General features: G+C 60.7%; 12 protein-coding genes. 6 read left to right on the top strand and 6 right to left on the bottom strand.

Annotated features, from left to right (window positions below; all coding sequences use genetic code 11):
• Window positions 1-32: 32 nt before the first annotated feature.
• Both BWR02_RS00685 and BWR02_RS00680 read left to right on the top strand, forming a co-directional pair.
• On the top strand, window positions 33-2543 hold the full coding sequence (locus BWR02_RS00685) for a glycogen/starch/alpha-glucan phosphorylase (protein WP_139555858.1): 2511 nt from the start codon (window positions 33-35) through the stop codon (window positions 2541-2543).
• Between the two features lie 38 nt (window positions 2544-2581).
• On the top strand, window positions 2582-3067 hold the full coding sequence (locus tag BWR02_RS00680) for a tRNA (cytidine(34)-2'-O)-methyltransferase (protein ID WP_139555857.1): 486 nt from the start codon (window positions 2582-2584) through the stop codon (window positions 3065-3067).
• Here BWR02_RS00680 and BWR02_RS00675 read toward each other — a convergent pair.
• The 4 genes from BWR02_RS00675 to BWR02_RS00660 all read right to left on the bottom strand — a co-directional run bounded on the left by BWR02_RS00675 (window position 3064) and on the right by BWR02_RS00660 (window position 5473).
• Complete coding sequence (locus BWR02_RS00675; RefSeq protein WP_139555856.1) at window positions 3064-4074, bottom strand: NAD(P)H-dependent glycerol-3-phosphate dehydrogenase; 1011 nt, start codon at window positions 4072-4074, stop codon at window positions 3064-3066. The genes BWR02_RS00680 and BWR02_RS00675 overlap by 4 nt on opposite strands.
• A gap of 51 nt (window positions 4075-4125) precedes the next feature.
• Complete coding sequence (secB, locus tag BWR02_RS00670; protein ID WP_139555855.1) at window positions 4126-4599, bottom strand: protein-export chaperone SecB; 474 nt, start codon at window positions 4597-4599, stop codon at window positions 4126-4128.
• 46 nt (window positions 4600-4645) lie between these two features.
• Window positions 4646-5089 (bottom strand): rhodanese-like domain-containing protein, encoded by a 444-nt coding sequence (locus BWR02_RS00665; protein ID WP_236101793.1) that lies wholly within the window; start codon window positions 5087-5089, stop codon window positions 4646-4648.
• A gap of 69 nt (window positions 5090-5158) precedes the next feature.
• Window positions 5159-5473, bottom strand: coding sequence for an ArsR/SmtB family transcription factor (locus BWR02_RS00660; RefSeq protein ID WP_139556187.1), 315 nt, complete (start codon window positions 5471-5473; stop codon window positions 5159-5161).
• A gap of 534 nt (window positions 5474-6007) precedes the next feature.
• Here BWR02_RS00660 and BWR02_RS00655 point away from each other — a divergent pair.
• Window positions 6008-7333 carry a S41 family peptidase gene (locus BWR02_RS00655; RefSeq protein WP_139555854.1) on the top strand — a complete coding sequence of 442 codons (1326 nt, stop codon included), beginning with the start codon at window positions 6008-6010 and terminating at the stop codon, window positions 7331-7333.
• Window positions 7334-7443: 110 nt separating this feature from the next.
• Here BWR02_RS00655 and BWR02_RS00650 read toward each other — a convergent pair whose 3' ends face one another.
• Both BWR02_RS00650 and BWR02_RS00645 read right to left on the bottom strand, forming a co-directional pair.
• Window positions 7444-7932 (bottom strand): DUF934 domain-containing protein, encoded by a 489-nt coding sequence (locus tag BWR02_RS00650; protein ID WP_139555853.1) that lies wholly within the window; start codon window positions 7930-7932, stop codon window positions 7444-7446.
• Entirely contained in the window at window positions 7919-9574 is a 1656-nt protein-coding gene (locus BWR02_RS00645) for a nitrite/sulfite reductase (protein ID WP_139555852.1), read from the bottom strand. The genes BWR02_RS00650 and BWR02_RS00645 overlap by 14 nt, the downstream gene beginning before the upstream one ends.
• A 306-nt stretch (window positions 9575-9880) precedes the next feature.
• Between BWR02_RS00645 and nhaD the strand changes: the two genes are divergently transcribed.
• The 3 genes from nhaD to BWR02_RS00630 all read left to right on the top strand — a co-directional run bounded on the left by nhaD (window position 9881) and on the right by BWR02_RS00630 (window position 13561).
• Window positions 9881-11239, top strand: coding sequence for a sodium:proton antiporter NhaD (nhaD, locus tag BWR02_RS00640; protein WP_236101791.1), 1359 nt, complete (start codon window positions 9881-9883; stop codon window positions 11237-11239).
• Window positions 11240-11477: 238 nt separating this feature from the next.
• Window positions 11478-11876, top strand: coding sequence for a hypothetical protein (locus tag BWR02_RS00635; RefSeq protein WP_139555850.1), 399 nt, complete (start codon window positions 11478-11480; stop codon window positions 11874-11876).
• A 230-nt stretch (window positions 11877-12106) separates the two neighbouring features.
• On the top strand, window positions 12107-13561 hold the full coding sequence (locus tag BWR02_RS00630; protein ID WP_139555849.1) for a polysaccharide deacetylase family protein: 1455 nt from the start codon (window positions 12107-12109) through the stop codon (window positions 13559-13561).
• Window positions 13562-13602 lie beyond the last annotated feature (41 nt).

Below are 13602 nucleotides of genomic sequence, written 5' to 3'. Positions count from 1 at the left end.
TTACATTCCGATACCCGATTCCAATCCGAGCCATGCCTGCAACAAAATTGACGAAAAGCAGTTCGACTCCGCGCCTTAGCGAGTCACCGATCCTGGGTGAGTCCACCGAGGCGTTCTGCGGTGACATTCGCCGTCATTTCAACTTCACGTTGGGTCGGGACAAGAACTGCAAGTCGGCTCACTACGCCTACACGGCTTTGGCGCTGGCCGTGCGCGATCGACTGATGGAATGCTGGCGCAACACACAGTCTGCCTACGAGTCTGCCGACAGCCGCAAGACCTACTATCTGTCGCTCGAGTTCTTGCTCGGTCGCGCGCTGAGCAATGCGATTCTGAATCTCGGTGTCGAAGGGCCGCTCGGTACGGCTCTCACCGAACTCGGTGTGGATCTGGAGGAGCTGGTTGCTTGTGAACAGGACGCGGGCCTCGGCAATGGTGGTCTCGGGCGGCTGGCTGCGTGTTTCATCGACAGTTGTGCGACGCTGCAGTTGCCGGTCATGGGCTACGGGCTTCGCTATGAATACGGCATGTTTCGCCAAAATGTCGAGAACGGCTTTCAGGTCGAGGAACCGGATCACTGGCTTCGCAACGGCCATGTGTGGGAGCTGGAGCGCCCGGAACTGACACTACGCATCCGCTTCGGCGGGCGCGTCGAACACTATTCGGAGCAGGATCGCCGGCGTCGGGTACGCTGGACCGATACGCACGACGTGCTGGCCGTGCCCTACGACGTGCCCATTCCCGGCTACCGGAACGGCACGGTGAATACGTTGCGCCTGTGGAAAGCCGCAGCGACGGATGAGTTCGACCTGAACGAGTTCAATGCCGGGGATTATGCCGAGTCGGTGCGCGCCAAGAATCTGGCCGAAAACATCACGATGGTTCTTTATCCGAACGATGCCAGCGAGAACGGCAAGGAACTCCGGCTGCGCCAGCAGTATTTTCTGGCCTCGGCCAGTCTGCAGGACGTGTTGCGGAACTGGGTGTTGAAGCATGGCCAGGATTTCACCGAGTTTGCCGCAAAGAACTCCTTCCAACTCAACGATACGCATCCGAGTATTGCCGTTGCCGAGTTGATGCGCCTGTTGATCGACGAGCACGATCTGTCATGGGACCAAGCCTGGGCCATTACCAATCAGACCATGGCCTACACGAACCATACGCTGTTGCCGGAGGCGCTGGAGCGATGGCCGGTGCGACTGTTCGAGCAGATGTTGCCGCGTTTGCTCGAAATCATTTACGAGATCAACGCCAACTTTCTGGGGGAAGTTGCGAACCGGTGGCCCGGGGACCTCGATCGTCTGGCCCGTATGTCGCTGATCGAAGAGGGGTACCAGAAGCAGGTCCGCATGGCCTATCTGGCGATCGTCGGCAGTTATTCCGTCAACGGCGTGGCGGAGCTCCACTCCAACCTGTTGATGCAGGGACTTTTTCGTGACTTCTATGAGCTCTGGCCAGAGCGGTTCAACAACAAGACCAATGGCATCACGCCGCGGCGCTGGCTGGCCAGCTGCAACCCCGGGTTGAACGCGCTGATCACGGAAGCGATCGGCGACGGCTGGGTCACAGACCTGGGGCAACTGAGCCGCCTGCGCGACTTTGCCGAAGATCGGGCATTCCGGGAGCGGTGGCGCAAGGTCAAACAGGAGAACAAGGATCGACTGATCGATTTCAAGCGGCGTGAGTTGGGTCTCGAAGTGGATCGTTTCTCGATGTTCGATGTGCAGGTCAAACGGATCCATGAATACAAGCGCCAGCTCCTGAATATCCTCCATGTGATCCACTTGTACGACCGCATCAAGCGCGGTGATGCCGGGAGCGACTGGACGCCGCGCTGCGTGATCTTCGGCGGCAAGGCGGCGCCCGGCTATGCGATGGCCAAGTTGATCATCAAGCTGATCAACAATGTGGCGACAGTCGTCAATCGCGATCCGGCACTGAAGGATTTGCTGCGCGTCGCTTTCCTGCCGAATTACCGCGTATCCGCAATGGAAGTGATCTGTCCGGGTACCGACCTGTCCGAGCAGATTTCCACGGCCGGTAAGGAAGCGTCCGGCACGGGCAACATGAAGTTCATGATGAACGGTGCCCTGACGATCGGCACGCTGGATGGTGCCAACATCGAGATCCGCCGCGAAGTGGGAGCCGAGAATTTCTTCCTGTTCGGCTTGACGGCAGAAGAGGTCGAAGCGACGCGAGCCTACTACGACCCGACGTCGATCATCGAGGGTAACGACGACCTGAAGCGGGTGATGAATCTGTTGGAGACCGGCTACTTCAACCAGTATGAGCCGGGCATCTTCGAGCCTGTGGTGCATTCCGTCCGCAGCGCCTACGATCCCTGGATGACGGCCGCCGATTTCGCGAGCTATGTGCTGGCTCAGCAGCAGGCTGCAGCGGCCTACCGGGATCAGGACGATTGGACGCGCATGAGCATCCTGAACACGGCTGCCAGCGGGCAGTTTTCAACGGACCGCACGATCAGCGAGTACAACCGGGATATCTGGAGGCTCAGACCAATCCCGGCGCGGGCCGCGCTCTAGCTATCGGACGCACTCGTTCGCGGGCTGGGAGGCGGTGCGTGTTCCACATCGTGCTCGTCGAGCCGGAAATTCCGCCCAATGCGGGCAACATAATCCGCCTCACCGCGAACTTGGGGGCGCATCTGCACCTGATTCACCCGCTGGGGTTCGAACTCAGCGACAAGCATCTGCGAAGGGCTGGCATGGACTATCGAGATCTGGCTCGAGTCAGCGAACACGTGTCGTGGATGGGCTTCGTCGAGGCGGTTCGTCCGCAGCGGACTTTCGCGATTACGACGAAGGGCGAGCGGTGCTATGCCGAGGTTCAGTTTCAAGCTGGCGATGGCCTGGTGTTCGGTCCGGAATCGCGCGGCCTGTCCAGGAGCCTGCTCGATACGTTTGATGCCGGCTCCCGCTTGTCGGTGCCGATGGCGGCCGGTTCCCGCAGTATGAACCTGTCGAATTGTGTGGCGGTGATCGCGTACGAGGCCTGGCGACAATGCGGGTTCGTGAGCGATCCCATCGTCACGGAGGCGGCTGGTTAACGGCCGATCGTCTCCGCTTTCTGGCTGCGCAGTAGCAGATTCCTCACCGCGTCGACGGCGGGCAGATCTTCGTAGAGCATACGGTACACCTGCTCGGTGATCGGCATGTCGACCCCCAGATTCCGTGAGCGCTGATAGACGAGTCGCGTCGTGACGACTCCTTCGATTTCCTGTCCGATCTCCGCGGCAATATCTTCTCTGCGGAGTCCGCGACCCAGGCCCAGTCCGAACCGCCGATTGCGTGACTGATTGTCGGTGCAGGTGAGGATCAGATCGCCCAGGCCTGCGAGCCCCATCAGCGTTTCGCTACGCGCGCCTAGAACCAGGCCGAGCCGCATGATTTCCGACAGGCCGCGAGTGATCAGGGCGGCGCGGGCATTGGCTCCGAAGCCGATACCATCGGCCACTCCGGCGGCGATCGCGAGCACGTTCTTCGTGGCGCCTCCAACCTGTACGCCGATCACATCGTCACTGGTATAGGCGCGGAACTGCTCGCTGTGCAGCCGCGCAGCGACTTCCTGGGCAAACGCGGGCTGACGCGAGGCGACCGTGACGGCGGTGGGGAGGTCCGCTGCGACCTCTGCGGCGAAAGTGGGTCCCGAGATCACGGCGGCAGGTGTGGCCGGACCGAGGAGCTCGGATACCACGTCATCCAGCAGTCGCCCGGTGGTCAGCTCCAGACCCTTGGTCGCCCAGGCGATGTGGACGTCCGGAGCCAGCCACGGCGCGACGGTCTGCAGACAGGACCGAAACGCATGGCTGGGCAGCACGAGCACGACCAATCCGACACCGGCGACGGTTGCTTGGAGGTCCTCGCAAACATCGAGTTGCGGAGGGAAAGGGATGCCGGGCAGATACTGTTGGTTGCTGCGGTCGGCGCGAAGCCGAGCAATATGGGCCGGATCGTGGCCCCACAGCATGCAGCGATGGCCGTTGCGCGCCAGCCGGATCGCCAGAGCGGTACCCCACGAACCGGCACCCAGGATTGCGATCGTCGACCCCGTCATCTAACCCGGCTTATCGCCCTCAAGCCTCGTATCCCGCAGGTTGGTTTGCGGTCAATGACTGCGCTGTGAGGCGTCGGGCGAGGCCTCCTGAGCCTGTTGCAGGTGTTGGGCATAAAGCGCGTCAAAGTTCACCGGCGCGAGCAGCATCGGTGGAAACCCGCCCTTGATGACCAAATCCGAGACCGCTTCGCGCGCGAACGGGAACAGGATGTTGGGGCAATAGCTACCGATCAGCGGGCCGAGTTCTGCCGCGGAAAAACCCATCAGGGCGAAGATGCCGGCTTGAGACACCTCCACGAGATAAGCGGTCTTGTCCTCGAGTTTGACGGTGACGGTCACCGTCAGGGTGATTTCGTAGAGGTCTTCCTGCAGCGTAGTGGCATTGGTATTGAGGTTGAACTCAACCGCAGGCTCCCATTTGAGCGTGAACACGTTGGGGCTGTTGGGGGTCTCGAACGAGACATCCTTGACATACAGCTTCTGCAGCGCGAGCTGCCTTTCGGGTTGCTTGTCTTCGTCGGCCATCCGAGAACCTTCGTGAAAGTGATTGTAGGGTTGATGAGGGGTGGTGTTAACTCTTCGAACGCTTGCGGCTTATCGGCAGTTTGGCCTCTTCCCAGGCCACCATCCCGCCTTGCAGTTCGTAAACGTCGGTGAATCCGAGCGCTGCCAGCTTGCGGCATGCCTGCGGAGAGCGGGTACCCGACTGACAGGCGACGATCACCGGGGAGGTTTTGGATTCCTGCAGCTCGTAGGCGCGGTCGTCGATCTTGCCAAGTGGTATGTGGCGCGCATTTTCAATGTGCCCTGCCGAGAATTCGTGAGGTTCCCGGACATCGATCACGATGGTCTCCTCGCCATTCATGAGCGCAACTGCACCGGCGGGCGTCACCAGTTTGTGCTTCCGCAGCAAGGTCTCGATGAGATCCTGGGCCAGCAAGACTGCGACTACGACGGTCGCTCCGACCATGATCCAATGGTTGCCGAGAAATTCGAAAATACGATCCAGATCCATACAAGGGGCCTTGAGATTTGACGGGGAAACGGGCGAGGAGGGCGAAGCAGCCGCTGACCGGTAGCGAGCTCAGTGCGGACAGAACACCTCTTTCATCATCTCGATCAGCTGCAGTGTCCGCTTGTCGTCAACGTAGTAGTACACCCGGTTTGCGTCCTTCCTGCAAGCCAGAATGCCTTTCTCTCGCAAGATTCCGAGGTGCTGCGACACGTTGCTCTGCGTGGTTCCGACGCTGTCGACGATATCCTGAACGCTGATACTTGCATGACCCAGCGTGCATAGAATCTTCAACCGCAAGGGATGTGACATGGCCTTCAGGCAATGGGCAGCGCGCCGAATGTCGGCGTCATCGGCGATCAGCAGGCTCTTCTTGGGTTCGGTCATCTCGGGGCTACGCTGCGTTTCCGGGAACAGGCTCGTGTCGGGCAACGACTTATGCTCTCAAAAAAGATACAATCATGCTATTGTCGATGTCCAAACAGGTGGTGGCCGGCGGTCGCCACTGAGATCCTTAAGGTCCAATTGCATTGTTGCAGTATACGTTGATCCATTCGGTTGCCACACCATTTGTCTCCGCGGCCAGCCCCGGCCGGCCGTGGTCTCGGAGCGGCCGGCCCCATCACGTTGCGGGTTCGTATGCTGATGCTCGGCCCGGTTTTGCGGCGCGCGGTGCATGGCGTCAATTTCTCGGTCGTGGGTGTCCAGGCCTGAGTTCGGGCAGAAGTTCGAAGGTAATGCGTAGAGCCCTGCCCGTGGCACATCAACCGAGAGCTTTCAGCTGACCGGGTCCGCGTCAGCGATGCGGGAGATCCGCCTGCGGATCGAGCGCGGCATGCCGCCAGGGTCCCGGCGGCGCGAAGGCCATCGGTTTCCTGGGGCCTCCCGTCCCTTTCCCCGTTTTTCTTCCGGTAGATTTCGATGTTGAGCACACGCCAGTTCGCTACTCGGCTGACGATCCTAACGCTGCTGGGCGGTACGGCTCCGCTGGCGGCCGACAAACAGCCCGAGCCGGGAGTGGGTGCGATTCCCTACGAGGGGCTGCGCACGTTCTCGGAAGTCTACGGGAGAATCCGGCAGGACTATGTCGAGTCCGTTCCTGACGAAAAGCTGCTCGAGGACGCCATTCGAGGCATGCTGACGGGTCTCGACCCGCATTCGGCTTACCTCGATCAGGAGCAGTACAACGAACTCAAGGTGGGTACGACCGGGCAGTTCGGCGGTCTGGGTATCGAGGTCGGTATGGAAAACGGCTTCGTCAAGGTCATCGCACCGATCGACGATACGCCGGCCGACAAGGCCGGCATCAAGGCGGGCGACCTGATCATTCGTCTCGATGATCGCCCGGTCAAGGGCATGGCGCTGAATGATGCAGTGAAGATGATGCGCGGGGAACCCGGCACCGACATCGTCCTGACCGTCGTGCGAGAGGGTGTGCAGCAACCGCTGAAGATCACGATCACCCGCGACGTGATCCGCATCAAGAGCGTCAAGAGCCGCCTGCTGGAGGACGGCTACGCCTACGTCCGCATCACCAGTTTCCAGTCACAAACCGGCGACAGCGTCGTCGAGGCGATCGACGAACTCGGGAAGAAGGGGGAGATCAAGGGGCTGGTGCTCGATTTGCGAAATAATCCAGGTGGCGTGCTCAACGCGGCCGTCGCGGTCAGCGACGCGTTCCTCGAGAGCGGTCTGATTGTTTACACGGATGGTCGCATCGAGGACTCGAAGATGAAGTTCAGTGCGACGGCGAACGACGTGTTGAAGGGTGCGCCGATCGTGGTGCTGATCAATGCGGGTTCCGCATCGGCTTCGGAGATCGTTGCCGGGGCGCTCCAGGATCACAAGCGCGCCGTCATCATGGGCGAGAAGACTTTTGGCAAGGGTTCCGTGCAGACGATCATGCCTACCAGCAATGGCGGTGCCGTAAAGCTCACGACGGCCCGCTATTACACGCCATCGGGCCGCTCGATACAGGCCGAGGGGATCGCTCCGGACGTCCCCATTTCGAAGGTCAAGCTGCAGATGGCGGAGAAGTCCGAATTTGCACCGATCAAGGAGGCCGACTTGGCCAACCACTTGACCAACGAGAAAGCGCCCGCCGGGGAAGAGGGCAAGGGCGATGAGGCGGCGAAGGACGACGATGCTCTGGCGGTTCAGGATTTTCCGTTGAACGAGGCCCTGAACCTGCTGAAGGGGATCAACATCATGCGGCATACGGGTAGCAAGGGACTCGCGAAGAAGTAACGCTCACCAGCGCCGACTTCAAGGCGGTTGGCGCGGAGTAGGTTCTCAACGCGTCGCCGAAGCGATTCCCGCGTGCCGTTCACCCGCTACCTAATCCTCACTCTCGGTGCCTATCTGCGCTCCCGACGATATAACGGTTGTTTCTCGTCGGTGGCTGCCTGATAACGGACCGAAAACGTCCTAATCGCTTGCCCCACCGCTTCCGGGCTGATGTCCTCGGTCGGCTCGAAGGTATCGACACCAACGCGATTCAGAAAAAAGATCTGGTCCACGATGAAGTCACCGCGGGCCCGCAACTCGCCGGCAAACCCGAAACGCTCGCGCAGCAGGCGCGCCAGACTGAACAGGCGCCCATCGGCCATCGTGGCAAAGCTCAGTACAATCAGCGGGAAGCGCTGCAGGTCGTCGGCAATCGCGTCAGGCGCATCCCCTGCTTCGAGACGCAAACCGACCGGTTCGGGCCTTGCCATCAGTGCTGTCCGCTCTGCCTGCCAGCGGTGCAGGGACACGGTCACCTGACCGGACGGCGGTATCGCCGCGTCATTGTCCAGGTGCAGCCATTCGCCGGCTATCGCCCGACCGTCCTTAATGATGACCATAAACCTGCTCCTGAAAGGGGGTAATGCCGATCCGGCGCACCGTTTGCAGAAAGGATTCGTCCGGTGCGCGGAGTTCCACGTAGGTCTTCAAGATGGTCGTGACCGCGTCGGCCACGTCCGGTTTGGCGATGGCGGGCCCGAGGCGCTCGCCCAGAGCGGCTTCGTTGGCGGATGAGCCGCCCAGGGTCAGCTGGTACCACTCCTCGCCCTTCTTGTCGACGCCGAGGATACCGATGTGCCCCACGGTATGGTGGCCGCAGCCGTTCATGCAGCCGGAGATATTGATACGCAGGTCACCCAGGTCATACAGATAATCGAAATTGTCGAGGCGTGAATATATTTCCTCGGCGATCGGGATCGAGCTGGCATTGGCGAGTGAACAGAAATCCAGCCCGGGGCAGCAGATGATGTCCGTGGCTTTGTTGATGTTCGGGGTCGCTACGCCCCATTCGCGAAGCTCCGTCCAGAGCGCGTGGAGCTCCGACGCCCGCACATCCGCGAAGATCATGTTCTGGTTGTGCGTAACCCTGATTTCGCCGAAGCTGAAGCGGTCGGCCAGTTCGGCGATGGCGTCCATCTGCCGGTGGTCCAGGTCGCCGGGCGGCACCTTGGGGGGTTTCAGCGACAGGAAGACGATGCGATAGCCGGGGACTTTGTGCGCGAACGTGTTGTGGCGGAACCAGGCCGCGAAGGCCGGATCGGATTCGGTCCGCTGTGCCACGGCCCCCGGCAGTTCCGCAGGCAGGTTCTCGTAGGGCGGCTCGGTGAAGTGGGCTTTCACGCGCTCGATTTCGGTGTCATCGAGCACCAGGTGATCCTTGATCTGTTGCCACTCCTGTTCCACCTGCGTCGTAAAGGCAGCGACCCCGGTCTCCTTCAGCAGAATCTTGATGCGCGCCTTGTATTTGTTGTCGCGCCGCCCGAAGCGGTTATAGACGCGGAGTATCGCTTCGAGGTAGGACAAGAGGTCCCGCTTCGCGAGAAACGGGCGTATCGTTTCCCCGATGATCGGGGTGCGGCCCAGGCCGCCCCCGACCAGCACTGCGAAACCCACTTCGCCGGCCTCATTCCGAACGAGGCGCAGTCCGATGTCGTGCACCTGCACCGCTGCGCGATCCTGTTCGGCCCCGGTGACGGCGATCTTGAACTTGCGCGGCAGATAGCTGAATTCGGGATGGAACGTCGACCATTGGCGGATGATCTCGCAGTAGGGGCGCGGATCTTCGAGCTCGTCGGCGGCCACGCCGGCGATAGGGTCGCTGGTGACGTTACGGATGCAGTTGCCGCTGGTCTGGATCGCATGCATCTGGACGGAGGCGAGGTCCGCAAGAATGTCGGGGACTCGGTCCAGGTCAGGCCAGTTGTACTGGACGTTTTGACGAGTCGTGAAATGCCCGTAGCCCCGGTCATAGGTGCGGGCGATGTGCGCCAGCATACGCAGTTGCCTGGTCGACAACAGGCCATAGGGAATCGCCACCCGCAGCATCGGTGCGTGCCGCTGCAGGTACAAGCCGTTCATCAGCCGCAAGGGGCGGAACTGGTCTTCGGTCAGTTGTCCAGCGAGGAAGCGGGCCGTTTGGTCGCGGAACTGCCGCACCCGCTCGTCGACAATCCGCTGATCGAATTCATCGTACTGATACATGGAAAACTCTGTTGTACATCCGGTAAAGCCTACTTTGCCGCTCAGGTTAACATGTCACGCATCCCGTTCGGAAGTGATAAAAAATGCTAGCCTTATAACTTTTAGCTTCAGGTGAGGCTGTGGAAATTCAACACGCTGTGCCCGAGACCCTGCCCGAAAGGGGACGGCATGGGCGCGGAGGTGTCCAACCCGAGGACGCTCCTATATAATCGGCGGGTTTTTTTGGGAGTGGCCAACGCCGCACAATGAGCGGCAGTTGGTGTGATGGGTTCCAGTCACCGCATCGAGAAAGAAGAGGGTTCCAACTTGGCACGCGCGCTTGTATTCCTGTCCCTGTCGCTCCTCCTGCCGGAGGTGGCGTTCGCTGAAGAGTTTCAAAATCTTGGACTGACCGGCGCTCAACGCGGCATCTACTGTCTGCTGATCTTCGTCATCGCCTACGCCTTCGTGATGACCGAGGAGTTCACACACCTGCGCAAGTCCAAGCCGGTCATCCTGGCGGCGGGCATCATCTGGGCACAGGTCGCCTACATGGCGAGCACCAGCAACGTCCCGTCGGAACAGGTCCATCAGGCATTCGAGCATGACCTGAAGGAATACGCCGAATTGATGCTGTTCCTGCTGGTGGCCATGACCTACATCAACGCGATGGCCGAGCGCAACGTGTTCGAGGCGCTGCGGTCCTGGCTGGTCAGTCGCAAGTTCGGTTACCGGAAACTGTTCTGGATTACCGGCGTCATCACGTTCTTCCTGTCATCGGTCGCCGACAATCTGACATCCGCCCTGCTGGTCGGTGCGGTGGTCATGGCCGTCGGGGCCAACAGCCCCAAGTTCGTCAGTCTGGGTTTCATCAACCTGGTAATCGCCGCGAACGCCGGTGGCGCTTTCAGCCCGTTCGGCGACATTACCACGCTGATGGTCTGGCAGGCTGGCCGCGCGGAGTTCTTCGACTTCTTCATGCTGTTCGTCCCGTCGGTCGTCAATTTCGTCGTGCCGGCCGCCATGATGCATTTTGCGATCCCGGACGAGTTGCCGAGTTTCCCCGAGGAAGATCAGGTGCAGATGAAGCCCGGGGCCCTCGTGATTTGTGGTCTGTTCATCCTGACGATCGCCATCGCGGTGTCGTTCAAGCAGTTTCTTCACCTGCCGCCGTTCATGGGCATGATGGTTGGTCTGTCGATTCTGATGTTCTTCGGCTACCGCCTGAAAATGATTTTTCACGATGCAGAAGACCGGTTCGATGTCTTCAATAACGTGCGCGACGCCGAGTGGGACACGCTGCTGTTCTTTTTCGGGGTGGTCTTCGCGGTCGGTGGTCTGGGCTACATCGGATATCTCGAGCTGGCCTCCATCGCGATGTACGACGGGCTCGGCGCAACGACAGCCAACATTCTGATCGGCATCCTGTCGGCGATCGTCGACAACATCCCGGTCATGTTTGCAGTGCTGAACATGAACCCCGACATGGACCTGTATCAGTGGATGCTGGTCACGCTGACGGCGGGTGTGGGCGGTTCGATGCTATCGGTCGGATCGGCGGCTGGCGTCGCACTGATGGGGACTTCGCGCGGGATGTACACCTTCTTCAGTCACATCAAATGGACTCCCGCGGTTGCGGCAGGTTACGCCGCGAGCATCCTGACGCATTACTGGATCAACGGCTAGGATCCGTTCGGATTTCTGCCGGGGGCAAGGGAGCCGCGGGACGGGCGGACGACCGGAGTGTGGGGGGAACGCCGGCGTCCGCCTGGGGGCCAGGAACGTAGTTTGACGAGCAAGTGCTTGGTTCTGTGGTCGGGACCCGGGCGCATCGCGCGAATTGAGCCTCGACGTGAGTCCTGCGTCGTGGGGGCTTGCCTCGACCCGTCAACGAAGGGTGGTTTCGTCGAAACTGGAAGACGTCATGAAACAGATCAATGTTCGAGCGCTGATGCAGGGTACGCTGGTATTCATCGCCCTGTACTGCATTCATTTGCTGATCCTGCCATGGCTGTCGAAGGCCTTTGCAAAGGGTGACGCCGAGTCGATCGTATTCGGCGTGCATCAGTTCCTCGGCTTGGCGACCTGTATGGCGTCGGGATACGTGGCGGCAACGGTTTCTGGCAAGAACGGATTCTTCTACGGGCTGGGCGTGGGCGCTCTGGGCACGCTGCTGTCTGCGCTCGCCGCAGCACTGTGGTCGGTCACCATGGATGCGCCGTTTCCGGAGCTGGCACGACTGCCCTTCTGGATGATGGTCAACGGTTTCCTCGCGGCTTTTGCAGGTCTCCTGGCGACCTACAGTGACGACGCGGCAGATTAGCCGACCGGCCCGCCGTCCGCTGTGGGGGGAGGCATGCGCCTTAGCCCTCTGGTCTTGCACGCAGCGCCGGCATGCGTCGCCCGTTATCTCAGTATCCCGACCGACAAGGTATTCGCACGCGGGGAGTGACGAGGAGGCGGCTCGCGGGCGTGAGCCCATGTGTGGCGTCTTTCAGGGTAAGGATGCCGACGCCCTTGAAAGTCCATTCAATAGGATGAGGTTTCCGACTTATGCTCAGTGAGTACGTCGACGGTTTGCCCAATATCAGCGGTTCCGAGGCCGAGATCGAGAATGCTCTCGGGCAGGGTCGCCAATGGATTTACAAGACGCCGGGCACGCCTGCGCTCGAGAGCATCAAGAGCGCATGTGCCGTCGCGTTGCACATGCATCAGCCCCTGATTCCGGCGGGTGGGCAGGATCTCGCGACCGCCGAACTGATCAGCAACCTGCAGTACATGATGGAGAACCAGGGGGTAGGTGACAACCACAACGCCCCCGGTTTTCATTGGTGCTACAAGCGGATGGGCGAGATCGTTCCGCAGCTGATGGATGAGGGCAAGGAGCCCCGCGTCATGCTGGAATACTCCGGAACGCTGTTCCACGGTCTCCGCAAGATGGGCCTCCATGACGTGTTCGATGCCCTGCGGGTGGTCACATGCGAGCCGCGTTATCAACGCGCTGTCGAATGGCTGGGCGCACCGTGGGGGCATGCGGTCGCGCCCTCGACGCCGACGCAGGATTATCATTTGCACGTGCGCGCGTGGCAGCACCACTTCGCGGCGATCTTCGGGCTCGAGGCGCTGACGCGGGTAAGGGGCTTTTCGCCCTCGGAGATGGCTTTGCCGAACCACCCCGACGTCGCCTACGAGTTCGTGAAGACGCTTCGCGATTGTGGCTACCAGTGGGTGCTGGTGCAGGAGCACACGGTCGAGAACCCCGAGACGGGACAGGGGCCATCCCTCAAGCATTTGCCGCATCGGCTGGTCTGCACAAATTCCCGTGGCGAGTCGGCGAGTATCATCGCCATCATCAAGACGCAGGGCAGCGACACCAAGCTGGTGGCGCAGATGCAACCCTATTACGAAGCCAAGAGCCTTGAACGACAGGAGCTTGCCGGCCGGCGGTTACCCCCGCTGGTGACCCAGATCGCCGATGGGGAGAACGGCGGTGTAATGATGAATGAGTTTCCAGGGAAGTACATGGAGGTCGTGCGCGAGGGCAGCGGTTCGCAGACTCCGTTGATGAACGTCAGCGAGTATCTCGAACTGCTCTATGCGGCCGGCGTTACACCGGACGAGCTTCCGGTGCTCCAACCCATCCTCCAGAAGCCCATATGGGATCGCTTCAGTCCTGGAGCGGGTCCGGAGAAGATGGCTGCGCTGATCGAGGAGTTGAAGCAGGAAATTCCGCATTTCCACATGGAGGGTGGCAGCTGGACGAACGACATCTCGTGGGTGCGCGGATATGAGGACGTTCTTCGTCCGATGGACGAGGCCAGCGCGCTGTTCTACGAACGGGCGATCAAGCCCGGGATCCCCAAGAACGATCCGCGTTTCCGTAATGCGCTGTTTCACCTGATGACCGCCCAGACAAGCTGTTATCGCTACTGGGGGCAGGGGCTCTGGACCGATTACGGCCGTGAATTGTGCCGCCGGGTCTCCGACATCCTGCGTCATGATCTATGACGTTAGCGGCTGGTAATGCCGTCACAGCCGGTGACAACAGC

It is taken from the genome of Methylotetracoccus oryzae (genome assembly GCF_006175985.1).
In the GTDB taxonomy this organism is placed as follows: domain Bacteria; phylum Pseudomonadota; class Gammaproteobacteria; order Methylococcales; family Methylococcaceae; genus Methylotetracoccus; species Methylotetracoccus oryzae.
This window is presented reverse-complemented; position numbering and strand designations above follow the sequence as displayed.